The organism is Variovorax sp. GW821-FHT10B04, from assembly GCF_059415645.1.
The window spans coordinates 105,783-131,015 of sequence record NZ_JBWKNQ010000009.1 but is presented as its reverse complement, the minus strand read 5'-3'; the positions used below and the strand labels follow the sequence as shown (position 1 = coordinate 131,015).

At 64.9% G+C, this 25,233-nt stretch carries 32 protein-coding genes; 17 read left to right on the top strand and 15 right to left on the bottom strand.

The features are described from left to right. Positions 1-10: 10 nt before the first annotated feature. The 6 genes from nudB to AC07PZ_RS21780 all read left to right on the top strand — a co-directional run bounded on the left by nudB (position 11) and on the right by AC07PZ_RS21780 (position 3,684). Entirely contained in the window at positions 11-484 is a 474-nt protein-coding gene (gene nudB, locus AC07PZ_RS21805; RefSeq protein WP_495297233.1) for a dihydroneopterin triphosphate diphosphatase, read from the top strand. Continuing rightward, positions 481-1,230 (top strand): endonuclease/exonuclease/phosphatase family protein, encoded by a 750-nt coding sequence (locus tag AC07PZ_RS21800; RefSeq protein WP_495297232.1) that lies wholly within the window; start codon positions 481-483, stop codon positions 1,228-1,230. The genes nudB and AC07PZ_RS21800 overlap by 4 nt, the downstream gene beginning before the upstream one ends. Before the next feature lie 79 nt (positions 1,231-1,309). Continuing rightward, on the top strand, positions 1,310-2,041 hold the full coding sequence (gene folE, locus AC07PZ_RS21795; RefSeq protein ID WP_495297231.1) for a GTP cyclohydrolase I: 732 nt from the start codon (positions 1,310-1,312) through the stop codon (positions 2,039-2,041). Between the two features lie 5 nt (positions 2,042-2,046). Continuing rightward, positions 2,047-2,469 (top strand): BLUF domain-containing protein, encoded by a 423-nt coding sequence (locus AC07PZ_RS21790; RefSeq protein WP_495297230.1) that lies wholly within the window; start codon positions 2,047-2,049, stop codon positions 2,467-2,469. Positions 2,470-2,535: 66 nt separating this feature from the next. After that, the gene (locus AC07PZ_RS21785; protein WP_495297229.1) at positions 2,536-3,360 is read left to right on the top strand and encodes a DUF429 domain-containing protein; all 825 of its coding nucleotides are present in this window, start codon (positions 2,536-2,538) and stop codon (positions 3,358-3,360) included. Between the two features lie 126 nt (positions 3,361-3,486). After that, complete coding sequence (locus AC07PZ_RS21780) at positions 3,487-3,684, top strand: CsbD family protein (protein WP_495297228.1); 198 nt, start codon at positions 3,487-3,489, stop codon at positions 3,682-3,684. An 87-nt stretch (positions 3,685-3,771) separates the two neighbouring features. Here the strand turns inward: AC07PZ_RS21780 and AC07PZ_RS21775 are convergent, their stop codons facing one another. From AC07PZ_RS21775 to AC07PZ_RS21755, 5 genes are all read right to left on the bottom strand, one after another. Further along, positions 3,772-4,317, bottom strand: coding sequence for a ferritin-like domain-containing protein (locus AC07PZ_RS21775; RefSeq protein ID WP_495297227.1), 546 nt, complete (start codon positions 4,315-4,317; stop codon positions 3,772-3,774). Then, a complete protein-coding gene (locus AC07PZ_RS21770) occupies positions 4,314-4,775 on the bottom strand; it encodes a hypothetical protein (protein ID WP_495297226.1) in 462 nt (153 codons plus the stop codon). The genes AC07PZ_RS21775 and AC07PZ_RS21770 overlap by 4 nt, the downstream gene beginning before the upstream one ends. Further along, the gene (locus AC07PZ_RS21765; RefSeq protein WP_495297225.1) at positions 4,765-5,145 is read right to left on the bottom strand and encodes a hypothetical protein; all 381 of its coding nucleotides are present in this window, start codon (positions 5,143-5,145) and stop codon (positions 4,765-4,767) included. Before AC07PZ_RS21765 ends, AC07PZ_RS21770 begins: the two co-directional genes overlap by 11 nt. A gap of 45 nt (positions 5,146-5,190) precedes the next feature. Beyond that, a complete protein-coding gene (locus tag AC07PZ_RS21760) occupies positions 5,191-5,562 on the bottom strand; it encodes a hypothetical protein (protein ID WP_495297224.1) in 372 nt (123 codons plus the stop codon). A 213-nt stretch (positions 5,563-5,775) separates the two neighbouring features. Beyond that, complete coding sequence (locus tag AC07PZ_RS21755; RefSeq protein WP_495297223.1) at positions 5,776-7,119, bottom strand: CHASE3 domain-containing protein; 1,344 nt, start codon at positions 7,117-7,119, stop codon at positions 5,776-5,778. Positions 7,120-7,223: 104 nt separating this feature from the next. Here AC07PZ_RS21755 and AC07PZ_RS21750 point away from each other — a divergent pair, with 104 nt between their 5' ends. Then, positions 7,224-7,856: a response regulator gene (locus AC07PZ_RS21750; protein ID WP_007837167.1), complete on the top strand. Its 633-nt coding sequence runs from the start codon at positions 7,224-7,226 to the stop codon at positions 7,854-7,856. A gap of 69 nt (positions 7,857-7,925) precedes the next feature. Here the strand turns inward: AC07PZ_RS21750 and AC07PZ_RS21745 are convergent, their stop codons facing one another. Then, positions 7,926-8,330 (bottom strand): response regulator, encoded by a 405-nt coding sequence (locus tag AC07PZ_RS21745; protein WP_495297222.1) that lies wholly within the window; start codon positions 8,328-8,330, stop codon positions 7,926-7,928. A 316-nt stretch (positions 8,331-8,646) separates the two neighbouring features. On the opposite strand from AC07PZ_RS21745, the gene AC07PZ_RS21740 reads away from it, so the two are divergent. Next, positions 8,647-10,662, top strand: coding sequence for an AsmA family protein (locus tag AC07PZ_RS21740; protein ID WP_495297221.1), 2,016 nt, complete (start codon positions 8,647-8,649; stop codon positions 10,660-10,662). 33 nt (positions 10,663-10,695) lie between these two features. Here AC07PZ_RS21740 and AC07PZ_RS21735 read toward each other — a convergent pair whose 3' ends face one another. The 3 genes from AC07PZ_RS21735 to gpmA all read right to left on the bottom strand — a co-directional run bounded on the left by AC07PZ_RS21735 (position 10,696) and on the right by gpmA (position 13,807). Then, entirely contained in the window at positions 10,696-11,451 is a 756-nt protein-coding gene (locus tag AC07PZ_RS21735) for a HesA/MoeB/ThiF family protein (RefSeq protein ID WP_495297220.1), read from the bottom strand. 58 nt (positions 11,452-11,509) lie between these two features. Then, positions 11,510-12,952, bottom strand: a complete 1,443-nt coding sequence (locus AC07PZ_RS21730) for a S41 family peptidase (protein ID WP_495297381.1) — start codon at positions 12,950-12,952, stop codon at positions 11,510-11,512. A 111-nt stretch (positions 12,953-13,063) separates the two neighbouring features. Continuing rightward, positions 13,064-13,807, bottom strand: coding sequence for a 2,3-diphosphoglycerate-dependent phosphoglycerate mutase (gene gpmA / locus AC07PZ_RS21725; RefSeq protein WP_495297219.1), 744 nt, complete (start codon positions 13,805-13,807; stop codon positions 13,064-13,066). Between the two features lie 81 nt (positions 13,808-13,888). Between gpmA and AC07PZ_RS21720 the strand changes: the two genes are divergently transcribed. The 4 genes from AC07PZ_RS21720 (at position 13,889) to AC07PZ_RS21705 (ending at position 16,315) form a co-directional block, all read left to right on the top strand. Then, on the top strand, positions 13,889-14,293 hold the full coding sequence (locus tag AC07PZ_RS21720; RefSeq protein WP_495297218.1) for a rhodanese-like domain-containing protein: 405 nt from the start codon (positions 13,889-13,891) through the stop codon (positions 14,291-14,293). A 172-nt stretch (positions 14,294-14,465) separates the two neighbouring features. After that, a complete protein-coding gene (grxC, locus tag AC07PZ_RS21715; protein WP_495297217.1) occupies positions 14,466-14,726 on the top strand; it encodes a glutaredoxin 3 in 261 nt (86 codons plus the stop codon). Between the two features lie 100 nt (positions 14,727-14,826). Continuing rightward, positions 14,827-15,285: a protein-export chaperone SecB gene (gene secB / locus AC07PZ_RS21710; RefSeq protein WP_495297216.1), complete on the top strand. Its 459-nt coding sequence runs from the start codon at positions 14,827-14,829 to the stop codon at positions 15,283-15,285. A 22-nt stretch (positions 15,286-15,307) separates the two neighbouring features. Beyond that, positions 15,308-16,315, top strand: coding sequence for an NAD(P)H-dependent glycerol-3-phosphate dehydrogenase (locus AC07PZ_RS21705; RefSeq protein WP_495297215.1), 1,008 nt, complete (start codon positions 15,308-15,310; stop codon positions 16,313-16,315). 13 nt (positions 16,316-16,328) lie between these two features. On the opposite strand, the gene AC07PZ_RS21700 is transcribed toward AC07PZ_RS21705, so the two are convergent. The 4 genes from AC07PZ_RS21700 to AC07PZ_RS21685 all read right to left on the bottom strand — a co-directional run bounded on the left by AC07PZ_RS21700 (position 16,329) and on the right by AC07PZ_RS21685 (position 18,503). Next, the gene (locus AC07PZ_RS21700; RefSeq protein WP_495297214.1) at positions 16,329-16,709 is read right to left on the bottom strand and encodes a 6-pyruvoyl trahydropterin synthase family protein; all 381 of its coding nucleotides are present in this window, start codon (positions 16,707-16,709) and stop codon (positions 16,329-16,331) included. After that, positions 16,706-17,344, bottom strand: a complete 639-nt coding sequence (queE, locus tag AC07PZ_RS21695) for a 7-carboxy-7-deazaguanine synthase (protein WP_495297213.1) — start codon at positions 17,342-17,344, stop codon at positions 16,706-16,708. The genes AC07PZ_RS21700 and queE overlap by 4 nt, the downstream gene beginning before the upstream one ends. 89 nt (positions 17,345-17,433) lie before the next feature. After that, the gene (locus AC07PZ_RS21690; protein WP_495297380.1) at positions 17,434-18,246 is read right to left on the bottom strand and encodes a segregation and condensation protein A; all 813 of its coding nucleotides are present in this window, start codon (positions 18,244-18,246) and stop codon (positions 17,434-17,436) included. A gap of 47 nt (positions 18,247-18,293) precedes the next feature. Then, positions 18,294-18,503, bottom strand: coding sequence for a DUF3460 family protein (locus AC07PZ_RS21685; protein ID WP_495297212.1), 210 nt, complete (start codon positions 18,501-18,503; stop codon positions 18,294-18,296). Positions 18,504-18,541: 38 nt separating this feature from the next. On the opposite strand from AC07PZ_RS21685, the gene AC07PZ_RS21680 reads away from it, so the two are divergent. Then, on the top strand, positions 18,542-19,045 hold the full coding sequence (locus AC07PZ_RS21680; RefSeq protein ID WP_495297211.1) for an outer membrane protein assembly factor BamE: 504 nt from the start codon (positions 18,542-18,544) through the stop codon (positions 19,043-19,045). 36 nt (positions 19,046-19,081) lie between these two features. Here the strand turns inward: AC07PZ_RS21680 and AC07PZ_RS21675 are convergent, their stop codons facing one another. After that, positions 19,082-19,309, bottom strand: coding sequence for a hypothetical protein (locus tag AC07PZ_RS21675; RefSeq protein WP_495297210.1), 228 nt, complete (start codon positions 19,307-19,309; stop codon positions 19,082-19,084). 17 nt (positions 19,310-19,326) lie between these two features. After that, positions 19,327-21,444, bottom strand: coding sequence for a methionine--tRNA ligase (gene metG / locus AC07PZ_RS21670; protein WP_495297209.1), 2,118 nt, complete (start codon positions 21,442-21,444; stop codon positions 19,327-19,329). A 197-nt stretch (positions 21,445-21,641) separates the two neighbouring features. Here metG and AC07PZ_RS21665 point away from each other — a divergent pair, with 197 nt between their 5' ends. The 4 genes from AC07PZ_RS21665 to apbC all read left to right on the top strand — a co-directional run bounded on the left by AC07PZ_RS21665 (position 21,642) and on the right by apbC (position 25,201). Continuing rightward, complete coding sequence (locus AC07PZ_RS21665; protein ID WP_495297208.1) at positions 21,642-22,673, top strand: isocitrate/isopropylmalate dehydrogenase family protein; 1,032 nt, start codon at positions 21,642-21,644, stop codon at positions 22,671-22,673. A 30-nt stretch (positions 22,674-22,703) separates the two neighbouring features. Further along, entirely contained in the window at positions 22,704-23,375 is a 672-nt protein-coding gene (locus AC07PZ_RS21660) for a YceH family protein (RefSeq protein WP_495297207.1), read from the top strand. A gap of 41 nt (positions 23,376-23,416) precedes the next feature. Further along, a complete protein-coding gene (locus AC07PZ_RS21655) occupies positions 23,417-24,037 on the top strand; it encodes an esterase/lipase family protein (protein WP_495297206.1) in 621 nt (206 codons plus the stop codon). 72 nt (positions 24,038-24,109) lie between these two features. Further along, positions 24,110-25,201, top strand: coding sequence for an iron-sulfur cluster carrier protein ApbC (gene apbC, locus AC07PZ_RS21650; protein WP_495297205.1), 1,092 nt, complete (start codon positions 24,110-24,112; stop codon positions 25,199-25,201). The last annotated feature ends 32 nt before the right edge of the window (positions 25,202-25,233 follow it).

Here is a 25,233-nt window from a genome sequence, read left to right as displayed (position 1 = left end):
CGCGAGGCCTGTGGTGACCGCTGCCCGACCCTGGAAGATTCCGGAGTCGGTGCTGGTCGTGATCCACACGCCGCAGCTCGACGTGCTGCTGATCCGGCGCGCGGATGCCGACGAGTTCTGGCAGTCCGTCACCGGCAGCAAGGATTCATTGGACGAACCGATCGCGCTGACCGCGGCGCGCGAAGTCGAGGAAGAAACCGGGATCGCGTGTGGCGTCGGCAATGCACTCGGTTTGCAGTTGTGCGACTGGCAGCTGCAGAACGTCTACGACATCTATCCGCGCTGGCGTGCACGCTATGCGCCCGGCGTGACACGCAACACCGAGCACCTGTTCAGTCTGTGCGTGCCTGAGCGTGTGACGCCTCGCCTCGCGCCGCTGGAGCACACGGCGTGGCAATGGATGCCTTACCGAGAAGCCGCCGACGCCTGCTTTTCACCCTCCAACGCCGAGGCCGTTCTGCTGCTGCCACAATTTGTGCAATGACCTCGACCTCGAACACCTTCCGGGTGGCGACCTACAACATCCACAAGGGTGTGCAGGGCATCGGGCCGGCGCGGCGGCTGGAGATCCACAACCTCGGCCACGCCGTCGAACAACTCGACGCGGACATCGTGTGCCTCCAGGAAGTGCGCAAGATGAACCGGGACGGCGCGCGCCGCTTCGCGCGTTGGCCCGAGTTGCCGCAGGCCGATTTCCTGGCGCCGGAAGGCTACACCGCCGTTTACGAGACCAACGCCGTGACGCGGCATGGCGAGCACGGCAACGCGCTGCTCACGCGCTGGCCCGTGCTGCGCAAGGGTCATCAGGATATTTCCGATCACCGCTTCGAGCAGCGCGGCCTGCTGCACGTCGTGATCGATGTCGATGGCAGGCCAGTGCATGCGATCGTCGTGCACCTCGGGCTCATCAAGGGCAGTCGGGTGCGGCAGATTGCGCAGCTGCGCGACTTCATCGATCGCGAAGTACCGCCCGACGAGGCGGTGATCGTCGCGGGTGACTTCAATGACTGGGGCGCACGCATGCGCTATGCGATGAATGCGATGGGCATGCGAGATTCGAGCGACCTGCGCGGGCCGCCGACGCTGACCTACCCTTCGCGCCTGCCGCTCGCGCAGCTCGACTTCATCTATGCGCGCCAGCTGCGGCCGGTTGCGTGCAGTGTGCCGCGCGGGCCGATCTGGGCTCGCATGTCGGATCACCTGCCGCTGATGACCGATTTTTCGCTATAAAAATAGTAGCTGACACCCGAGGCAGGCCGTGCGTTGAACGACCTGCGGACTTATTTTCATTCACTGGTACGATTCTCGAATGCTCAGGAAAACAGACGCCGAATCACAACCCGCGGGCGGGGCAGACGACGAGGGTGTGCCCATGTCGGTCAAGATCCGTGAGCGGCTGCGCGCAGCGCGCAAGCGTTTCAATGCCAACGACAACATCGCCGAGTTCATCGAGCCCGGCGACATGGCTGCACTGCTCGACGAGGTCGAGGTCAAGATGAAAGGCGTGCTCGAGAGCCTGGTCATCGACATCGAGAACGACCACAACACCGACAACACCGCGCGTCGCGTGGCCAAGATGTACCTCAACGAGGTGTTCGCCGGCCGTTACGTGCCCGCGCCGAAGCTCACCGAGTTTCCCAATGCGGAGCATCTGAACGAGTTGATGATCGTCGGTCCCATCACGATCCGCAGCGCCTGTTCGCATCACTTCTGCCCGATCATCGGCAAGCTTTGGATCGGCGTGATGCCGAACGAGCACACCAATGTCATCGGCCTGTCCAAATACGCGCGTTTGGCCGAATGGATCATGGGCCGCCCGCAGATCCAGGAAGAGGCCGTTGTCCAGCTGGCCGACCTGATCCAGGAGAAGACGCAGCCCGACGGTCTGGCGCTGGTCGTGGAAGCCGAACACTTCTGCATGGCGTGGCGCGGCGTCAAGGAAATGGACAGCAAGATGATCAATTCCGTGATGCGCGGCGTGTTCCTCAAGGACCCGAGCCTGCGCCGCGAATTCCTTTCCCTTCTTCCGCGCAATCGCTGAACGCCATGCTCGTACGCCTTCTCTATGCCAGCCGTGCCGTCGACAGCAGCCCGTCGTCCATCGAGGCCATCCTGGCCAGATCGCGTGCGCACAACACATCGTGCGGCATCACCGGCATCCTCTGCTATGGCGCCGGTGTTTTTCTGCAGGCGATCGAGGGCGGCCGGATGGCCGTGAGCGACCTGTACGGGCATATCCAGAAGGATGCACGCCACAAGGACGTGGTGCTGCTGCATTACGAAGAAATCGCCGAGCGCCGCTTCGGCGGCTGGACCATGGGGCAAGTCAACCTGACGAAGGTGCATGCGGCCACGCTGCTGCGCTATTCGGAGCGGCCCGAGCTCGATCCCTACGCCGTGTCCGGCAAGGTGTCGCTGGCCTTGCTGGAAGAGCTGATGGCAACCGCTGCCATCGTCGGGCGAGGCTGATCCGCCGTTCGGCTATGCGTTTGTCGTGTCTGGCTGCCTGCGCCGGACACGTGCCGTTTTCCTGCAATGAGCCTTCTTTTCGGCTGCGATTTTTCGAGCGCCCCTTCTCCCCGCAAACCCATCGTCGTTGCCGTGGGCGCACTGCGCGGCAAGCGCGTCACCCTGTCGAAACTGGCGCTGTTCTCGACGCTCGATGCATGGGGCGCGTGGCTGGCGGATGCGCCCGAGTGGACCGCCGGATTCGACTTTCCCTTCGGGTTGCCGCGTGAGCTGGTGGAGACGCTGGGCTGGCCCACCGATTGGCCAGCGCTCATCAAGCACTATGCAGGCTTGAGCCGCGCAGACATCCGTTCGACGTTTGCTGCCTTTTGCGATCGACGGCCGGTCGGCAGCAAGTTCGCTCACCGCGCCACCGACGGGCCTGCGGGCGCGAGTCCGTCGATGAAGTGGGTGAATCCGCCCGTGGCGTTCATGTTGCACGCCGGCGTGCCACGCCTGCTGGCTGCCGGCGCCACGTTGCCGGGTCTGCATGAGACTGCCGGGTCAGGGCGTGTGGCACTCGAGGCCTATCCCGGGCTGCTGGCGCGCGAACTGATCGGTCGACGCAGCTACAAGAGCGATGACTCGGCCCGACAGACCTCCGAACGTTGGGTGGCGCGGGCCGATCTGCTGAATGCGCTCGAGCAGGGCGCGACGCGTCTTGGATTGCGGCTGTCGTTGACGCACGCGCAGCGTGATCGTCTGCTCGCAGATGCGCAGGGCGACCTGATCGACGCCGTACTGTGCCTGGTGCAGGCAGCGTGGTGTGTCGAGCGCAAGGCAAGCCCCGGCCCGGGATTCGGACTGCCTCTTGTGATCGACAGCCTGGAAGGCTGGATTGCGACGGCCTGAGGCCTTGGTGTCCTACAGGCGCTCGGCGCGCTTGCCACGCGTGCCGGCTCGGAATCGTCCCTAGATTGAAATCAGATGAACCGATCGGGTCGGATCATCACTTCACCATCTACAGAGGAACATCTCATGAATAAGGATCAAGTTGCAGGCCGTGTCGACCAGGCAAAGGGCAAGGTCAAGGAAGTGACCGGGCGCGTGACGGGCAGCGAAAAGCTGGAGTCGGAAGGGCTGGTCGACCAGGCATCCGGCAAGGTGCAAAGCACCTATGGCGACGCCAAGGAAAAAGCCAAGGACGCCATCAAGTCGGGTGCAGACAAGCTTTGATTGAGTGATGCAAGCCCACAAAAAAAGCCCGGTTCGACCGGGCTTTTTTGTGGGCGGCACATAGGCCAGGAATAGGCCAGGGATGGATCAATGACCGAGCCAATCCTTCAATTCGTCCGCGTGCTCTTCCTCGTCGGCCAGGATCTCTTCAAGCATGCGGCGCGTGGTCGGATCCTTGTCACCGATCAGGACGATCATCTGGCGATAACTCTCCACGGCGATGCGCTCCGCCACCAGATTGGCCCGCACCATCGCCTGCAGGTCCTTCGAATCGTCGTAGCCCGCATGGCTGCGCGACAGCAGCTGGCTCGGGTTGAAGTCGGGCTCCCCGCCGAGTTGGACGATGCGTTCCGCAATCCGGTCCGCATGCCCCGACTCCTCGTTGGCATGCACGAGGAATTCGTCTGCGATGGCTGGCGACACGACGCCGTCGGCGGTGAAGTAGTGACGCTTGTAGCGCAACACGCAGACAAGCTCGGTGGCCAGTGCATCGTTGAGCAGCTTGACGATATCGTCACGCCACGGGCCGTAGCTCGGAGTGACGGCGCCATCGTCGAGGCTCCGTCCGGCAGCGGCAATGGCACCTTCGTCCAGCGTCAGTCGTTCAGGTGCTGTGTTGATAACGGCATTCATGGTGGATCCTTTCGTGGGGTGGAGTTGTTCTGCATCAGAGTCGTCACCAGATCTGCGATGTCCGAGGTCTTCAGCACGGCAGCCAGGACGGCGGTGATCGACAGCAGGCGCCAAGGCTTGATGAGAACCACCGCGGCGCCGATGCCGGCGGCCGTTCCGAGCACCTTGAACGGTTGCTCCCGCGCATAGCGCTTCAACAGCGGCTTGGCGAGTTGACCAACTGCATTTGCGGGGTGCCTCCGCCACCAGCGCTCTCCCAGCCGACGCGCCACGGATACCCACGCGACATGCTCACCCGATCGCGGTTGATACGCGTAAGCGTCGTCTTGGTCGTCGTCGTAAGCGTAGGGTGGGGGGAGTGTTTCTTCCGGATGATCTCCGTGAAGCTGCCGAAGCAGGGCGCGCCTGGAGATTGCGAGCCGTTGCTGCGGGGTGAGCGCCCGTGAATCAATCGGCATGCTGTCCCTTTCCGAGCTGCATGGCCTGGACGTCCGCATCGAGTTGTGTGCGAAGGTCTTCGAAAGCGCTGAAGGTCGAAGGCCGCGCTGCGAGATATCCCGCAATCAGGGCAATGAGCAATGCAACGCCGGGCACGGCCACGAGAACCCAATGAAAGCTCCCGTGAAGAACGCCCAGCATGATGGCCACGCCCGTGAAGGCGAGTGCCAGCGTGCCGCTGACTGCTGCCAGCACACCGGCAGCCACGCGCGACATCAGCATTCGCGTGGCGGTATTCGTCTCAACCTTGATCAGCGCGGCGTAGTTCGCCAGATGCTGAACAATCAACTCAGGGTGCCCAAGCACCGTCGAAAAAATAGGATGAAGCATGGGTTCCTGAAGCGCTGACCAAGGAGCAAGCCATCAAATCCGGGATCAGTCGTCCCGGCGGCGGCTTGCCAGCACGATGAGCGCCGTGATGGCGGCACCCGCGGCTGCCGCGACCAGCACCGAGCGCACGGGTTGGTCGGAGATGTACTTGCCCGTCACGTCGGCAGCCTGTTCAAGGCGGCGCTGTGCGCGAGCGCTGGTCGTCGACGCGGCTTCGAGGCCACGTTGCACCGCTTGCTGAACGCGAGCTGCGATCTGCTCCACTGCGGGTTCGGTGTCGCGACGCAATTCACGGACCTTTTCGCCAGCTGCGTTGACGGCGTTCTGCGCGTAGGCACGCGTCGTGTCGACAGCATCGCTCGCCGTGCGGCTTGCTTCATCTGCGAGTTGCGAAGGGGTCTTGGCGGTTGTATTCATGAGAACTTCCTTTGCTAAATAAACTGAAGAAGAGGGCCGCAAGATCGTCGAAATACATTGACTGCGAACCCACCAAGCCGCACCTCCACGGCATGGTATTGACTCTAAAGGTCGCCCGATGTTGCCAACTGTCAGCAGCAGCGGCCGGGTATCGTAGGAGAGCGGCCTATCGGTCTTCGACACGATACGGCCAACGGACGCGAGGCCGCAAGCTCATGCAGGCTTGACGACCGGCAGCATCACCGTGAGCTTGCTGCCCTGGCCAGGCGTCGACACCACCGTCAGCTTGCCGCGCGCGGCTTCGACGCGATGGCGCATGCCCGCCAGGCCATGCGTCGATGGTTTCATGCGTCGCGTGTCGAAGCCTTTGCCGTTGTCTTCGACTTCGACGATCACGTGATTCCCGTAGTCCTTCATCACGATCGTCGCTTCGCCCGCTTCTGCGTACTTGCCGATGTTGGTCAAGCTCTCCTGGACCATTCGGTAGATCGTGAGCTGGTTCGACTCGTCGAGCTCCACGGGTTCGAGCGTCATCTGGATGTCGATGCCCGAGCGCTCCGCGAACTCACGCCCCAGTATCTCCAACGACGCCACGAGCCCGAGATTGGACAGGGAGGACGGACGCAGGTCTTCAATGATCCGGCGCTTGAGCGCGATGCCGCTGTTGAGCAGTTCGGTCAGATGCTGAAGCCGCTGGATCGCATCCGGCGAATCGCCCAACCGCGACTTGAGGCGCGCAACATCCAGCTTGGCGGCGGTCAGCAGGGAGCCGAGCTCATCGTGCAGTTCGCGCGCGAGATAGCCGCGCTCCGTCTCGCGCACGTTCTGCAGATGCGTGGCGAGCTCAGCGAGTGTGGCGGTGCGTTCCTTGACCTCGGTCTCGAGTGCATTGCGCTCCCGCTGGAGGACTTCCTGCTGTCGTTCGCCGGCGGAGCGCAGGGCGTGCGTCTGACGCAAATAGAGATAGAACGCCGCGAGTGCCGCGAGCGTGACCACCGCGATGCCGATGCGCCCCAACTCGAGCGACTTCATGATCTGGGTCTGTCCGCCGATCAGTGCCTTGTCGCTGAATGCAACCAGTTCGTTGGTGCAATTGCGTATCGCCTCCATCTCTTCGCGGCCGACGTCGGTGGTGATGACGAACTTCCAGGCATCTTCGTTGTCGCCGCGGCGCAGCCGCACGCTCATTTCCATCTCGGCGAGCTTGCGCGCGACGTGGGTCGACAGTGTGGCCAGTACGGCGTTCTCGGCCGGCCGGCTCGCATAGATGGCACGCAGGGTGTCGAGCTGCCCGCCGACCTGCTTGACCGCTTCGTCGTAAGGCTCCCGATAGCGGGCCTCTCCGGTCAGCAAATAGCCACGCTGACCCGTTTCCGCATCCAGGATGTTCTGGACGAGCATGTTGATCGCGAGACGGGCACGCTGCGCCTCGGCCGCCGCCTCGAGCGAACGATACGACTGGCGATAGCCCGCCTCGTTGATGCCGACGACGGCCAACGCTGCCAGCGTCGCCAGCGTCAGGCTCAGGGCCATCTTCGAAAAAGCTAACCAGCGCATGTAATCTCCACGAGACGCGAACCTCGCAAATTCGGGAATAATTGACGCCGATCAGAGGTCAGCATATTGCGACGTTTTGCGCAACACAACGAAGAAAGTAACAGATGATCAAGATCGGAATTGTGGACGACCACGCCATCGTGCGCTCCGGCTTGCGCCAATTTTTCTCGGAGCATGTCGATCTGCGTGTCGCCGGCGAGGCCGCCAGCGGCCGCGAGGCGATCGAGCTCGTGCGCACGACCGAACTGGACGTATTGGTCATGGACCTGTCGATGCCAGGACAGAGTGGTATCGATGCATTGGCGATGATTCGCGCCAAGGCACCGGATGTAGGCATCTTGATACTGAGCGGCTATCCGGAAGAGCACTATGCGATGAACCTGATTCGCCAAGGCGCCAGCGGCTACCTCAACAAGGAATGCGATCCGATCGAGATCGTCAATGCGATCCGTACGATCTCGCTAGGCCGCCGATACATCACGCCGGCGGTGGCCGAGTTGCTGGCTCGGCAACTCGATCGCAAGGATGATGCAGCGCCGCACGAGCAACTGTCGGAGCGTGAATTTCAAGTGTTCCTCAAGCTTGCCAAGGGTGAAACTGCCGGGGACATCGCCAAGACCTTGTCGCTGTCGGTCAAGACCGTGAGTACGTATCGCACGCGGCTGATGGAAAAGATGAACCTGTCGTCGAACAGCGATCTCACCTATTACGCGCTGAAGAACAAGCTGATCGACTGACGGTCGGACCGCGAGCCAGCGGTTGCGACGGACGAGAGCCCAGCGAGCCCGGCTTGCTGGGTGATCTCGTCAAGTCGCGTTTTGGCCTTTCTGGATGGCCGCAGCCTGCTCGACACAGAAATCGATCAGGGCGTCGATCTCGTTCGACTTGTCAAAGACCGCATCCACGCCGAGCTGCGCGCAGCGCTTTCGAATGTCGGGTGTTGCGTAGTTGCTGAGCACGACCACCTTCTGGTGTGGGCGACGCGTCATGCATTCCTGAAGCACGCCGAGGCCGCTTCCCTGCTTGAGGAAGAGGTCGATGATGGCAAGCTCCCATTCGTCCTGATGTTCGACGAGCCAGCGCCGCGCATCGTCTTCCGCCTCAGCAAAGCCGATGGCCTCGATGCACGTGAGCTCTTCCAGCGTGCCAACGAGATTCTCGCGGATCGTGAGGTTGTCTTCGACGATGTATGTTTTCAATCTGAGGCCCATGTCGAATGACGCGCACCCTCTTGCAGATTGAGTGAGGAGTTGCACGCTAGACAGCGGTTCAAATGATAACCAGCGTCGTCGCAAATCGTGCAGGGCTCGGGGCGCAGAGCTTGTAGGCGCTTTCCGACAAGCGAGGCGCGAGTCGTAGGCAAACCCCCACAGCGGCTGCGGCGCGGTGCCGACCATCGAAGCGGCTCAATCGCGATACCTTTGCCATCCGGAAGGTCGAGGTGGAGGAGGGTTCGCGTCGTGAGTACGCAGATTCATTCGAGACTCAGGCGGTACCGCTTTCAGCCCTCATTGAATGAAGCAAAACATGAACATACTTCTGCAGCGTACATGGGTGACACGGCTTGTCGCCGCGGTGGCGGTATTGCTGCTCGCGCTGGTGCTGCTCGTCTTGTTTTTCCCCTGGGACATGCTTCGTCAGCCGGTCAATCGCTACGTCACCGAAAAGACCGGTCGCAAGTTCGAGATCACCCGACGGCTGGACGTCGACCTGGGATGGCGCACTGCGACCGTCAAGCTCGATGGCGTCGAATTCGCCAATCCCGGTTGGGCACGCGACCCGTATCTGGTGCGGACCGAGCGCGCCGAATTCGACATACGCCTCTGGCCGCTGCTGCGCCGAAGTGTCGTCATTCCAAGGCTGGCGCTGGCGTCGCCCGCAGTGGGGCTTCAGATGGAGTCGGATGGCCGGCGGACCTGGGCGCTCGGCAAGGACACGTCCGACACTGGCACCGTGCCAACGATCGGCCTGCTGCAGATCGATGGCGGATCGCTGGACTTTCTCGCATCGCATCTCGGCGTTGACCTGCATGCCGATTTCACGTTTGACACTGGCCGCGGCGCGATGCCGCTGTCCTATCGCATCAAGGGCACATACCAGCGTCAGCCGCTGGTGGCCGAAGGCCGGACCGGCAACGTGATGCAGTTGACCGCCACCGGCCAGCCGCCGTTTCCGATCGAGATCACGGCCGCCGCAGGGCAGACCAAGCTCAAGGCAGACGGAACCATTGCCAGCCTTGCAGAGCTCGATGGCATCGATGCGAAGGTCGATCTGCGCGGGCAGAGCCTCGGTGATCTCTATCCATTGCTCGGCATCGCATTGCCGCAATCGTCGCCATACGCCATCAGCGGTGAACTGCGCAAGCGCGCGAAACTCTGGGATGTGCAGGGATTGAAGGGCAAGCTGGGTCTGTCCGACATCGGCGGCAACATGCAGTTCGATCAAGGGCAGACGCCGGCGCATCTTGCGGGCGATCTGCGTTCGAGCGTCATGGACATGGACGATCTGGGGCCGCTGATCGGCCTCCCGCCGACAGCCCGCTCCGCGAATGCGGTGGAAGGCGTGGCACCGCCACCGACCGTGACCCAGGTCAAGCGCGCCAAGGGCAACAGCGATCGCGTTCTGCCTTCCGCGACGCTTGATTTCGAGCGTCTCCGGGCGATGAATGCCGACGTGAAATATGCGGCGGCCCGGATCCGCAATGTGCGCGACGTACCGCTCGACAACGGCAGTGTTCAGGTCAAGCTCAACGCCGGCGTATTGACGCTCGACCCCTTGAGCCTGGGTGTGGCGGGCGGGAAGATATCCGGTGCCGTGCGTATCGATGCCTCGCAGAATCCGGCCGACATCCGGATGTCGCTCGATGTCCGCAAGCTGCAATTGAATCGGCTGGTTCCGAAGGTCGAGACGCTGCGTACCAGCTTCAGCAACCTCGATGGCCGCGTCAACCTGTCGGGACGCGGCAATTCCGTGGCCAGTTGGCTCGCCACTTCGTCAGGCGACATCGCTGCGCTCACGGGGCGGGGTCAGTTCAGCAACCTGCTGCTTGAATTCATGGGGCTGGACGGCGGAGAGATCATCAAATTCCTGCTTGGCGGCGACAACAACGTCACTCTGCGTTGTGCGGCCCTGGCATTCGACGTGAACAAGGGAGTGATGACCAGCCGCGACGTGGTGCTGGACACCACCGACACCGTGTTTCATGGAAGCGGGCAGGCGAACTTTGCCGACGAAAGCATGAGTTTCGTGATCCGCCAGGCGCCAAAGGATATGAGCATCCTGTCGTTGCGTACGCCGCTGCTGGTTCGCGGTACTTTTGGCTCGCCATCCGCCGGCGTGGAAAAAGGTCCGCTGATCACGCGTGGCATTGCGGCGCTGGCGCTGGGCGCCATCAACCCGTTGCTGGCACTCGCGGCGACCATCGAGACGGGGCCCGGTGTCGACGCCGACTGCGCCGCGGTGCTATCGAAAGCGAAGCAGCCCGATTCGGCCGCTGCCGCTGCGGGTGCCGACAAAGCCAAATCGGCGAAACAAAAGCCTTAGCGGTTGCACGACACACGGAGATGCGTCGACGGCTCAGGGCGTGCCCTGGCCGCAGACGGTGCAATGCGGGTCGCGCCTCAGGCGCATCGTGTCGAAGGTCGTATGCCGACCATCGAACATGAGCAGCCGGCCGACGAGCGTCGGGTGAATCCCGGCCAGGATCTTGAGCGCCTCCCCGGCTTGCAGCGTACCGATCGTTCCGACGGCGGGCGCGAATGCGCCGAGCACGGCACATCGTGTCTCCTCGAATTCCGCGTCAGGCGGGAAAACGCAGGCGTAGCAGGGTGACGAGGCATCACGGCTGTCATACACGCTGAGCTGTCCATCGAAGCGGATGGCCGCGCCGGCCACCAGGGGCTTGCCATGCGCCACACAGGCCTTGTTGACGGCTTGGCGTGTCGTGAAGCTGTCGCTGCAGTCGATCACCACATCGGCTTGCGGGACCAGTCGAGCGAGCCAGGCCTCATCGGCCCGCACCGCGTGCGTTTCGATCGAGATCGTCGGATTCAGCGCGGCCATGGCGGTCGCCGCCGAGTCGACCTTCGGCGTGCCGACACGCTCCGTGCTGTGTGCGATCTGCCGTTGGAGATTGGTGAGGTCGACGTGGTCATCGTCGACGAGCGTGAGATGGCCGACGCCAGCGGCCGCGAGATACAGCGCGACCGGCGACCCGAGCCCGCCTGCGCCGATGATCAATGCGCGCGAGGCGTCGACGCGCGACTGCCCTTCGATGCCCCATTCCTCCAGGAGGATGTGGCGCGAATAGCGCAGCAACGCATCGTCATTCATGGCTGCGCAACGGACCGGCGGCCGGCATGCCCGCTTTCAGGACATGCGGCCGAACCGGTCAGTTTTCCTTTTTCTCTTCCTTGTTGTCGACGATCACCTGGGTCTTGCTCACCAGGACCGGCGCACCCTTGAGGCGATTGAGCGCCTGCACCAGCGGGAAGTCCTTGTCCGAACCGAATTCAGGCACCTTGCGGTCTGCCGCCGGCTTCTTCGCTTCTTCTTCCAGGCGCTTGCGTGCTTCGTCGCGTGCCTTTTCGCGCTCGGGATCCTTGCTCTCCGGGCCCTGGCCGCTGGCCAGGTGCTTTTCGAGATCGGCCTCGCGCATGCGAAGTGCGGCGAAGGGGCTGCCTTCGGCGCTTTCGTCCACCAGCACGTTCGGAACGATGCCCTTGGCCTGGATCGACGTGCCGCTCGGCGTGTAGTAGCGCGCCGTGGTGATCTTCAGGCCGGTGTCCGGTCCGAGCGGACGAACCGTCTGCACCGAACCCTTGCCGAAGGTCTGGCTGCCCATGATCGTCGCGCGCTTGTGATCCTGCAGCGCGCCGGCGACGATTTCGCTGGCGGATGCCGAGCCTTCGTTCACCAGGACGACCAGGGGCACTGTCTTCAACGCGACCGGCAGGCTGCGCAGCGGATCCGCGCCGGCACGGCGTTGGTAGAACTCCGGTGCGGCCTTGTAGATCGACTTGCTCTCGGCCAACTGGCCGTCGGTGGTGACCACGGTCACGTTTTCGGGCAGGAAGGCTGCCGAAATCGCGACGGCCGCGTCGAGCAGGCCACCCGGGTCGTTGCGCAGGTCGAGCACCAGCCCCTTGAGATTCGGCTCCTGCTTGTAGATCTCATCGATCTTCTTGACGAAGTCATCGACCGTGCGTTCCTGGAACTGCGACAGGCGGATCCATCCATAACCCGGCTCGATCACCTTGCCGCGAACCGACTGCGTCCGGATTTCTTCGCGCGTAATGGTCACGGGGAAGGTGCGGTTCTCGTCCTTGCGGAAGATCGTCAGCAGCACCTTCGTGTTGGCCTCGCCGCGCATGCGCTTCACGGCATCGTTGAGCGACAGGCCGCGAACCGCCGTGTCGTCGATCTTCGTGATCAGGTCGTTCGGCTTGAGGCCGGCGCGGAAAGCGGGTGAGCCCTCGATCGGCGAGACGACCTTGATCAAGCCGTCTTCCTGGGAGATCTCGATGCCGACGCCGACAAAGCGGCCGGTCGTGCCTTCGCGGAATTCCTTGAAGGACTTCTTGTCGAAATACTGCGAGTGCGGATCGAGGCCGGCCACCATGCCGGAGATCGCATCGGAAATGAGCTTCTTCTCATCCACGGGCTCGACATAGTCGCTCTTGACCATGCCGAAAACCGCTGCGAGCTGCTGGAGCTCTTCGAGCGGCAACGGTTCCAATGAGCCACGCGCCACGGTTTGAAGCGAAACGGTGGTCAATACACCGGCAACCGCGCCTGCGGCCACCCAGCCGGTGATTTTCAATTTCTGGCCCATGTCTATATGTCCTTGTCGGCTTGGAAACCAATATACACAGCTTGGAAGCAATTTGCCTGCCGTGGTTCCAGCAGGTTTCAAATTAGCTGAAGCCGTTTGTCGTCTTTGGAATCAGGCCTTGCCTTGCGTCGCCACTGCGGCGGCGGCCTTGGCTGCCGCCTCGGCATCGCCAAGGTAGTAGTGGCGCAGCGGCTTCAGTTCGTCGTCGAGTTCGTAGACCAGCGGAATGCCGTTCGGGATGTTCAGTCCGACGATGTCGCTGTCCGAGATGCCGTCCAGGTACTTGATGAGCGCGCGGATCGAATTGCCATGCGCCGCGACGACGAGTCGGCGGCCGCTGCGGATGGCCGGCGCCATCGATTCGTTCCAGAAGGGCAGAACGCGCGCCACCGTGTCCTTCAGGCATTCGGTCAGCGGCACCTGCTCGGGCGTCAGCTTGGCGTACCGGACGTCGCTGCGTTCGCTGCGCGGGTCGTTCGCTTCCAGCGGCGGCGGCGGCGTGTCGTAGCTGCGGCGCCAGATCAGCACCTGCTCGTCGCCGTATTTCTTCGCGGTTTCCGCCTTGTTCAGGCCTTGCAGGCCGCCGTAGTGGCGTTCGTTCAGGCGCCAGGAATGCACCACGGGCAGCCAGGTGCGATCGAGTTCGTCCAGCGTGTGCCACAGCGTGCGGGTCGCGCGCTTGAGTACGCTGGTGTAGGCCACGTCGAACTCATAGCCTTCGGCCTTGAGCAGCCGTCCGGCCTGCTTGGCCTGCTCGACGCCGGTTTCGGTCAGGTCCACGTCGGTCCAGCCGGTGAAGCGGTTTTCGAGATTCCAAGTCGATTCGCCGTGGCGGATCAATACCAGTTTGTGCATGGGAGGGGCCTTTGGCATGAAGGGGAGCGGACTGCAGAATCCGGCATTCTAAAATCCCATGTTTGCCATTCAAGGAAGAACGTGAAATTCATCGTCGACAACTGGCTGCTGATCCTGATTGCGCTCAGCTCGGGTGGCATGCTCGCCTGGCCGCTGATCCGCGGGGGAACTGGCGGGTCGCTGACGGCGCAGGGCGCCGTGCAGCTCATCAACCGTTCGCGGGCGGTCGTGGTCGATGTGCGGGAGCCGGAGGAGTTTGCGGCCGGCCATGTGACCGGTGCGAAGAACATCCCGTTGAACCAGCTCGAGACCAAGCTGGCGAGCACCGTCAAGAACAAGACCGTGCCGCTGTTGCTGGTCTGTGGCACCGGCAGCCGCGCGCAACGCGCCGTGGCGACCGCCAAGAAACTCGGCTACGAGCAGGCCCAAGCCATCGCCGGCGGGTTGAAATCCTGGAAAGACGCTAATCTGCCGATCGAGACGTAATTCGCCCAGGGCGTCGCGCATCGCGTGACGCTTCCACCGACTTCCTGGCCGGCGAAAACACCAGAGAACCGGCAAGGCGGGATCCGCGGTGTTTCATGAATGGTGCCCGCGGATATCGGGGTGAGGGCGTCGATGTTGTTGAAATTCTGAAAGTCTTCCCAAGGTAGAGCCCATGCAAGCCGTCAAGATGTACACCACCGCCGTCTGCCCCTACTGCACGCGCGCGAAGCAAATCCTCAAGTCGAAGGGCGTCGAGCAGATCGAAGAGATCCGCATCGACAGCGATCCGCAGGCCCGCAGCACGATGATGGAAATCACCCAGCGTCGCACGGTGCCGCAGATCTTCATCGGCGACACCCACGTCGGCGGCTGCGACGACCTGATCGCGCTCGACGGGCGCGGCGGGCTGGTGCCGCTGCTGCAGGCCGCCTGAGTCGTCATACGAACGGGCGATAATCGTCCGTTCATTCCTGTGCAGCCCGCCGTGGGACTTCTCCGGCGGGCATTGTTTTGATCCCCGAAAGTTTTCAGCCATGGCCGACACCCAAGATCCCGTGTTCCAGATTCAGCGCGTCTACCTGAAGGACCTCTCGCTGGAGCAGCCCAATTCGCCCGCCATCCTGCTCGAGCAGGAACAGCCGACCGTCGATATCCAGCTTGGCGTGGACGCCCAGCCCGTCACCGACGGCATCTTCGAGATCACCGTGTCGGCCACCGTGCAGACCAAGATCGGCGACCGCACCGTGTTCCTGGTGGAGGCCAAGCAGGCCGGCATCTTCGAGATCCGCAACCTGCCGGAAGACCAGATGGGCCCGATCCTCGGCATCGCCTGCCCGCAGATCGTGTACCCGTACCTGCGCGGCAACGTGGCCGACGTGATCCAGCGCGGCGGCTTCCCGCCGGTGCACCTGGCGGAAATCAACTTCCAGGCCATGTTCGAACAGCAGCAAGCACAGGCCGCCGGCCAGCCTTCGCCGATCCTCACGCAGTAAGGCCTTCGGGCTCCCGCTGTCGATGAAACTCAGCGTGCTCGGCGCTGGTGCCTGGGGCACGGCGCTGGCCATCAATGCGGCTCACAGGCACGACGTGGTCCTGTGGGCGCGCGATGCGCCTCAGGCGCATGAAATGGCGCGCAGCCGTGGCAATGCGCGCTACCTTCCTGGTTTTCCGCTGCCGCCGGCACTTTCGGTGGTGTCGGGCGACGTCCGCACGGCCGTGGCGCACGCCGATCTCGTCATCGTCGCAACACCCGTTGCAGCGCTTCGCGCGCAGCTCGACGGGCTGCGCGGACTCGCGGTGCCGATCGCATGGCTCTGCAAGGGCATCGAGCCGGTCGCCAGTGAAGCCGGCGGTTTCGGTTTGCTGCCGCATGAAATTCAACGTCTGGTCGCACCGGAACTGAGGTCCGGCGTTCTCAGCGGGCCGAGCTTCGCGCAGGAGGTTGCGCAAGGCCGGCCGACGGCGCTGGTGGCGGCCAGTGTCCATGCGGATGTGCGCGATGCGCTGGTCGATGCGTTTCATGGCCCCGGATTGCGTGTGTACGCCAACGACGATCTGGTTGGCGTCGAGGTCGGCGGTGCGGTCAAGAACGTGCTCGCCATCGCGACCGGCCTCTGCGACGGGCTCTCACTGGGCCTGAATGCGCGTGCGGCGCTCATCACGCGTGGACTGGCCGAGATGACGCGCTTCGGTGTGGCGCTCGGTGCGTCGACCGAAACCTTCATGGGGCTGTCCGGGCTCGGCGACCTCGTGTTGACCGCCACGGGCGATCTGTCGCGCAACCGCAAGGTCGGCCAGTTGCTGGCGCAGGGCCAGACCCAGGAGCAGGCCGTGCGGTCGCTCGGCCACGTCGCCGAAGGCGTGTATTGCGCGCGTGCGGTGGTGCAGCGCGCGCAGCATCTGGGCGTCGACATGCCGATCGCGCAGGGCGTGGTCGCCTTGCTCGATGGCCGCATGCGGCCCGAAGACGCAGTGGCGGAGCTGATGGGGCGCGAGCCGGGTTCGGAGCGCAGCGCGAGCTGACTCCGGCGTCGGCTCAGTCGCCGAGGTCCAGCACGCACGCATCGCCCAGCGGCTCACGCCAGACGCGCACGCGCGCCGGCGGCGGTTGCATGTCGGCCAGCGCATAGGCGATGAACACGCAGAGATTCTCCAGTGTCGGCACGCCCAGGCCCGGCACTTCGTCCAGCAGATGGTGGTCGAGTTGTTCGCGCACCAGGTCCAGCCGCTGCCGCAGCAGGCCGAGGTCGATCACCATGCCTGTGTCCGGATCGCGCGGACCGCGCACCGACACTTCCGCGTGATAGGTGTGGCCGTGGATTCGGCGGCTGCTGGCGGTCTCGATCGCGCGTTCCAGCGTGTGCGCGGCGTCGAAGTAGAAACGCTGGCTGACGGTGAAGGTGGTGCGGTTGTTCATCGGATGCCCGTGAGCTTGTGGGTCTGCAGGCTCAGTCGCCAGCCCGGGTTGCGCATGCAGGTCTCGATGCAGAGCGACGTGTTGGCCCGTTGGTCGGGGCCGTCCATGGGTTGCAGGAAGCGCTGGGTGAAGTCGCTGCTGGCTGCGAGCAATGCCAGGTCCAGCCCGGCCTGCGGCCACACCACCTTCAACTCCTGCCCGCTGCGCTGCACCCACGGGGCACCGGCCTTCGGACTGATGCAGAGCCAGTCGATGCCGGCGGGCGCGGCGATCGTGCCGTTGCTTTCCACCGCGATCCGGAAGTGCCGCGCGTGCAACGCCTCGATGAGCGCATCGTCCAGTTGCAGCAGCGGTTCGCCACCGGTCAGCACGACCATCCGGTGATCGCTGTCGTCGGCCGGCCACTGCGCGGCGATCGTGTCGGCCAGTTGTGCCGCATCGGCAAACTTGCCGCCGAGGGTGCCGTCCGTGCCGACGAAATCGGTGTCGCAGAAGCGGCAGATGGCATCGGCGCGATCGCTTTCGCGCCCGTTCCAGAGGTTGCAGCCTGCGAATCGGCAGAACACCGCCGGCATGCCGGTCTGGGCGCCTTCGCCCTGCAAGGTATAGAAGATTTCCTTGACGCTGTAGCTCATGGTTTGCTCTGTGGGGTCGTGGGGCAGGTGTCTCCCTGCGGGCGTCGGTGGCCAGGCATCGCAGTGGAACGAATGACAGGAATCGGAAGCTAGGAGGAGGCGGAGGACGTGGGGCTGTAGGCCAGCCGGACGTAGATCGGCGCAAACGCTTCGGCCTGCGTGATGTCGATCAGCGTTTCTTTCGCGAGTTCAAGCATCGCGATGAAAGTGACGACCAGCACGGGCACGCCGCGCGTGACGTCGAACAGCTTTTCGAATTCGACGAACTGTCGGCCTTGCAGATGGCGCAGCACGATGCTCATGTGCTCGCGCACGCTGAGCTCCTCGCGCGAGATCTTGTGGTGCTGCACGAGCTTGGCGCGCTTGAGGATGTCCGCCCAGGCGTCGCGCAGGTCGACCACGGTCACTTCCGGAAAGCGCGGCTTGAGCGACTGTTCGATGTAAACCTGCGCCTTCAGGAAATCGCGGCCGTACTGCGGCATGGCGCTCAATGCCGCAGCCTGCAGCTTGGTGTGCTCGTATTCGAGCAGGCGCCGCACGAGTTCGGCGCGCGGGTCTTCGGCCTCTTCGCCGTCGGCCGTCTTCTTGGGCGGCAGCAGCATGCGCGACTTGATCTCGATCAGCATCGCGGCCATCAACAGGTACTCGGCCGCAAGCTCCAGATTCGTCCGCCGAACATGGTCGACATACGCCAGGTACTGGCGCGTCAGGCCCGCCATCGGGATGTCGAGGATGTTGAAGTTCTGCTTGCGGATCAGGTAGAGCAGCAGGTCCAGCGGTCCCTCGAAGGCTTCGAGGAAGACCTGGAGCGCCTCGGGCGGGATGTACAGGTCGTTCGGCAGCGCGAACAGCGGCTCGCCATAAAGCTTGGCGAGCGCGACCTGATCGATCACTTCCGGCATCGCACCCACCGCGGCGCCGTGATCGTCGCCTTCGGCGGGGCGGACGCTCACTTCGTCGCTTGGGTCTGGTAGACGTAGGGTTGCTGTGCGACCTTCGCCTCGCCGTACTCGGCTTGCAGGCTGCGGTCGAGCTGCTTGTCCCACAGCAGGGCGCGGCCGGCGCGTTGTTCTGCCTCCAGCGACGGCTTCTTCTTCTTGAGATCCTCGATGAAATCGGTGGCGTCGGAGGTGTAGTGGGGGCGATTGAAGATGGACATAGACTGAGCCTTTGGCGCGGATTTTACCGGGGGACGGCATGGCACGCGGAAACGGATGGAAGCGGGCGGCATTTGCGGGGCTGCTGGCTGCGCTGGCGATCCTCGCCGGCTGCGACAAGCAGGCGATCAGCGAACTGGAAGAGGGCGTGTCGACCGAGGCCGACGTTCGCGCGCGTTTCGGCCAACCCGAGAACATCTGGGACGCGCCGGGTGGGCGCGTCTTCGAATACAACCGCCAGCCGCAGGGCCAGAAGAACTACATGATCACCATCGGGCCGGACGGCAAGATGGCCGCGTTGCGCCAGGTGCTGACGCCGCAGAACTTCGCGAAAGTCCAGCCCGGCATGCCGATGGAGGCGTTGCGCAAGCTGCTGGGCAAGCCCGCGAAGGTCACGCCTTATGCGTTGCGCCATGAGACCGAATGGGAATGGCGCTGGATCGAACCGCCCAATGCGCCGATGGTCTTCACCGCCGTGCTGAACGACGACCAGCGCGTGGTGCGCAGCGGCTCGGCGCCCGACCGCGGCACCGAAGCACCCTGAGCCCTTCGCCCTTCGATGCGGCAGGGCGCGACCCGATCAGGGCGCGCTGTCGCCCGGCAGCACGGCGCCGATCGCCCGGCCACCGAGGCGCGCGGTGCCGATGGCGGCGTCCGCAGCGAGCCCGACCGCCGACGCGCCCACGCTCACGGCCGTGCCTGCGACGCTGACCACCGCGCTCCCCACGCTCACGACCGCGCAGCCGCTGGCCGACAACAGGACGCCGGCGGCCAGCAGCCCGAAAACGAGACGATGGGAAGCGTTCATGGCGGTCGGCTCCTGAATCAGTGGATGCGCATGCCCGGCGTGGCGCCCGGCCACGGCTCGAGCACGTGGATGCCCGGATGGGCTTTCTCGTCCGCATGGCTGGCTGCAAGGACCATGCCTTCGCTCACGCCGAACTTCATCTTGCGCGGCGCGAGGTTCGCGACCAGCACCGTCAGCTTGCCGACCAGCTGTTCCGGCTTGTAGGCCGAAGCGATCCCGCTGAACACGTTGCGCGTCTTTCCTTCGCCGGCGTCGAGCGTCAGCCGCAGTAGCTTGGTCGAGCCTTCGACCGGCTCGCAGTTCACGATCTTCGCGATCCGCAGGTCGATCTTCGTGAAGTCGTCGATCGTGATGACGGGCGCGATCGCCTCGCCGCCCGGCAGTTCGGCGGGCGTCTCGGCAGGCACTGCCGCCGGCGCGGGCGCATCGAACAGCGCGTCCAGCAGCTTCGGGTCGACGCGCTGCATCAGGTGCTTGTAGTCGCCGATCGCATGGCCGGCGGGCAGCGCCTGCGTGGCATCGGTCCATTGCAGCGGCGAGATCTTCAGGAAGGCCTCGACGTTGGCTGCCAGCGCCGGCAGCACCGGCTTCAGGTAGATCGTGAGCAGGCGGAAGGCCTCGATGCACACGGTGCAGACGTCGTGCAGCCGCGCCTCCATGCCTTCCTTCTTCGCCAGCTCCCAGGGCTTGTTGGCGTCGACGTATTCGTTCACGCGGTCGGCCAGCGCCATCGTGTCGCGCAGCGCGCGCGCCGTGTCGCGGCCGTCGTACAGCGCGCGGATGCTGCCGCCCTCGCCGCGCAGCAGGCCCAGCAGGGCGGCACCGTCTTCCGACACCGTGCCCAGCTGGCCGCCGAAGCGCTTGCCGATGAAGCCGGCGGCGCGGCTCGCGATGTTGATGTACTTGCCGACCAGGTCGCTGTTGACGCGCGCGACGAAGTCCTCGGGGTTGAAGTCGATGTCCTCGTTGCGGCCGCTGAGCTTGGCGGCGAGGTAGTAGCGCAGGTGTTCCGGGTTCAGGCCGATCGACAGGTATTTCAGCGGGTCGATGCCGGTGCCGCGGCTCTTGCTCATCTTCTCGCCGCTGACCGTGAGATGGCCGTGCACGTAGATCGCGTTCGGCGTCTTGCGGCCGCTGAAATGCAGCATCGCGGGCCAGAACAGCGTGTGGAAGGTGATGATGTCCTTGCCGATGAAGTGCACCTGCTCCAGCTCGGGATCGGCCATGTACTCGGTGTACGAGATGCCGTCGCCGCCGAGTTCGATGCAGCGCTTGTCCAGCAGGTTCTTCAGCGACGCGAGGTAGCCGACCGGCGCGTCCAGCCACACGTAGAAGTACTTGCCCGGCGCGTCGGGGATCTCGATGCCGAAGTAGGGCGCATCGCGGCTGATGTCCCAGTCGCCGAGGCCGGTGCGGGCTCTTTTCCCTTCTTCGCCCTTGTCTTCCTCGTCCTTGTAGAGCCACTCGCGGATCTTGTTCTGGACTTCGAGCTGCACGTGGCCGGCGGCTGCGGTCCATTCCTTCAGGAAGGCCTCGCAGCGCGGGTCCGACAGCTTGAAGAAGAAGTGGTCGGAGCTGCGCAGTTCGGGCTTGGCGCCGGACAGGGCCGAATACGGGTTGATCAGTTCGGTCGGGGCGTACACCGCGCCGCAGACCTCGCAGTTGTCGCCGTACTGGTCCTTGGCGTGGCAGTTCGGGCACTCGCCCTTGATGAAGCGGTCGGCCAGGAACATGCCCTTCTGCGGGTCGTAGAACTGCTCGACGCTCTTCGTCGAGATCAGTCCGGCCTTGTCGCGCAGGTCGCGGTAGATGTCCTGGGCGAGCTGGTGGTTTTCCGGTGAATCGGTCGAACTCCAGTTGTCGAAGGCGATGTGGAAGCCGTCCAGGTATTCGGCGCGGCCGGCCGCGATGCCGGCGACGAAGGCCTGCGGCGTCACGCCCGCCTTGTCGGCCGCGATCGTGATCGCGGCGCCGTGCGCGTCGTCGGCGCAGACGAAATCGACCTGTGCGCCGTTCATTCGCTGAAACCGCACCCAGATGTCGGCCTGGATGTATTCCATGATGTGGCCGATATGGAACTTGCCGTTGGCATACGGCAGGGCGGTGGTGACGAAGAGCTTGCGCGTGGCGGACATCGAGAGGGCGCTTTCGGGAAGTGACGGGTCGGCGGTGGGCCGGGACGGCGCCACACCGAGGAGCGGGCATTTTATGGGCGCCGCTTGGCCCCGTCCGCTCGGCGGGCAAGCGCCACAACGGCGGCGCCATCGGCGTATTCTTCGGGCCGCACGCGGCGCGCGCCGCAGACCCACCGACCCGACGAGAGAACATCGCCATGACCACTTCCATCCCCGCCACCCTGATTCCCGGCGACGGCATCGGCCCCGAGATCGTCGACGCCACGCTGGCCGCACTCGACGCACTGCGGGCGCCCTTCGAATGGGACCGGCAGATCGCCGGCCTCGGCGGCGTGAAGGCCGCCGGCGATCCGCTGCCGGCCGCCACGCTCGACAGCATCCGCCGCACCCGGCTCGCGCTCAAGGGCCCGCTCGAGACGCCGTCGGGCGGCGGCTACCGCTCGTCGAACGTGCGGCTGCGCGAGGAGTTCCAGCTCTACGCCAACCTGCGCCCGGCGCGCACCGTCATCCCCGGCGGGCGCTTCGACAAGATCGACCTGATGGTGGTGCGGGAGAACCTCGAGGGCCTCTACATCGGGCACGAGCACTACGTGCGCATCGACGACGATCCGCACGCGGTCGGCATGGCGACCGGCATCAACACCCGGCAGGGCTGCCGCCGCATCCTCGAATACGCGTTCGAGACCGCGATCGCCACCGGCCGCCGCAAGGTGACGCTGGTGCACAAGGCCAACATCATGAAGGTGCTGACCGGGCTGTTCCTCGAGACCGGCCTGAAGCTCTACGAAGAGAAATACAAGGGCAAGTTCGAGCTCGACACCATCATCGTCGACGCCTGTGCGATGAAGCTGGTGCTCAACCCGTGGCAGTTCGACATGCTGGTCACGACCAACCTGTTCGGCGACATCCTGTCGGACCTGGTGGCCGGCCTGGTGGGGGGGCTCGGCATGGCGCCCGGCGCCAACATCGGCGCGGACGCGGCGATCTTCGAGGCCGTGCACGGCTCCGCGCCGGACATCGCCGGCAAGGGCATCGCCAACCCGATCGCCATCATGCTGGCGGCGGCGCTGATGCTCGACCACTGCAGGCGCACCGACCTCGGCAACCGCCTGCGCCAGGCGATCGACGACACGCTCAACATCGACAAGGTGCGCACCGGCGACCTGGGCGGCACGGCGAACACGGCGGCCTTCACCAAGGCGCTGGTCAGCCGCATCACGAACGGCTGAGCCGACTGCGCTCGATCGAAAACCCACGACATGGCTTCTTCCCTTCCCGCACTCTCCCTCCTCGAAACCCGCGTGCTCGGCGTGCTGATCGAAAAGCAGCGCACCGTGCCCGACAGCTATCCGCTCACGCTCAACGCGCTGGTGTCCGGCTGCAACCAGAAGACCAGCCGCCATCCGGTGCTCGACGTCACCGACGCGCAGGCGCAAGCGGCGCTCGACAGCCTCAAGGGCTACAGCCTCGTGATGGAAAGCAGCGGCGGGCGCACCTTCCGCTACGAGCAGAACACCGCGCGCGTGCTGCAGCTGCCCTCGCAGTCGGTCATCCTGCTGGCGGTGCTGATGCTGCGCGGACCGCAGACCGCCGGCGAGCTGCGCATCGCCTGCGACCGGATGCACAACTTCGCCGACATCTCGTCGGTCGAAGGCTTCCTCAACGAACTCGCCGAGCGCCCCGCCGGTGCGCTGGTCGCCAAGCTGCAGCGCCTGCCCGGCGCGCGCGAAGGCCGCTGGGCGCACCTGCTCAGCGGCGCACCTGCCGAGGAGCTCGCCGGTGCCGACGGCGCACCCGCGCCGGCCGCCGACATCTCGCTGGGCGAGATCGCCGCGCTCAAGGCCAACGTCGCGCGGCTCGAGACCGAGGTCGGCACGCTGAAGGCGCTGCTGGCGCGCGTCTGCGGCGAGCTCGGCATCGCGACGGCCTGAGCCGCTGCGCAGACGCCACCACGACCCCGCAGCGCGGCCGCATGCAGTTGCTCTTCGTCCACGGCATGGGCCGCACGCCGCTGTCCGGCTGGCCGATGCTGCGGCATCTGCGCAGTGCCGGGCTGCAGACCGGCACCTTCGGCTACATGACGAGCCTGGAAGATGCCGCGGCCATCGGCCGGCGGCTTGCCGGGCGCCTGGCGGCGATGGGCGAGCAGGGCGACTACGCCGTGGTCGGGCATTCGCTCGGCGGCGTGCTGCTGCGTGTGGCCATCGCGGCGCTGGCGGCGGATGCACGGATGCCGCGCCATCTCTTCCTGCTGGGTTCGCCGGTCGGCGCCACGCGGCTGGCCCGCCGGCTGCAGGGTCACCCCGTCTATCGCGTGCTGACGCGCGACTGCGGCCAGATGCTCGCGTCGGCGCAGCGCATGGCGTCGATCGGCCCGGCCCGCGTGCCGGTGACCAGCGTGGTCGGCATGCGCGGGTTGTCCGGCCGGCGCAGCCCTTTCGGCGGCGAGCCGAACGACGGCGTGGTGGCGCTGTCGGAAGTCGAGGCCGACTGGATCGATGACCAGGTCCGGCTGCCGCTCGTCCACACGCTGCTGCCAGCGAATGCGCGCGTGGCCGGCGTCATCCTCGACAGGCTGGGTCCGCGCGGCTGAGCCTGGCAATGCTGCGGCCCCGCAGGGGGTTTGGATGGCGCACTAGACTACGCGCCACTCTGGAGTTGAACCATGTCAGTCACGCAAGAAGCGCTTCTGGAAGCGCTCAAGGCCGTTCAGGACCCGAACACGGGCAAGGATTTCGTCAACAGCAAGGCGTTGAAGAACCTGCGGATCACCGGAGGCGACGTCTCGTTCGGCGTCGAACTCGGCTATCCGGCAAAAAGCCAGCATGCGGCGCTGCGCGATGCCTTCGCCGCCGCCGCGCGGACCGTCGCCGGCGTCGGCAGCGTCTCCGTCGACATCACGACCAAGGTCGCCAGCCACGCCGTGCAGCGTGGCGTGCAATTGCTGCCGGGCGTGAAGAACATCGTCGCCGTCGCGTCCGGCAAGGGCGGCGTCGGCAAGAGCACCACCGCGGCCAACCTGGCGCTGGCGCTGGCCGCCGAAGGCGCGACCGTCGGCCTGCTCGACGCCGACATCTACGGGCCGAGCCAGCCGATGATGTTCGGCATCGAAGGCCGCCCGGCGAGCGAGGACGGCAAGACCATGCAGCCGATGGAAAACCACGGCGTGCAGGTGATGTCGATCGGTTTCCTGGTCGATGCCGACCAGGCCATGATCTGGCGCGGCCCGATGGCCACGCAGGCACTGGAGCAGCTGCTGCGCCAGACCAACTGGAAGGACCTCGACTACCTGATCGTCGACATGCCGCCCGGCACCGGCGACATCCAGCTCACGCTGAGCCAGCGCGTGCCGCTCACCGGCGCCGTGATCGTCACCACGCCGCAGGACATCGCGCTGCTCGATGCCAAGAAGGGCATCAAGATGTTCGAGAAGGTCGGCGTGCCGATCCTCGGCATCGTCGAGAACATGGCGGTGCACGTGTGCTCGAACTGCGGCCACGTCGAGCACATCTTCGGCGCCGACGGCGGCCGGAAGATGGCGCAGCAATATCAGATGGACTACCTCGGCGCGCTGCCGCTCGACATCAACATCCGCATGCAGGCCGACAGCGGCAAGCCAACCGTGGTGGCGGACCCCGAGGGCGAAGTGGCCGCGATCTACAGGACGGTGGCGCGTGCGGTCGCGGTGAGCATCGCCGAGAAGGCCAAGGACTTCTCGGCGAAATTCCCGACCATCACGGTCAGCAAGAACACCTGAGGATGGCGGCCGCCTTGCGCATCGCCGGCCGT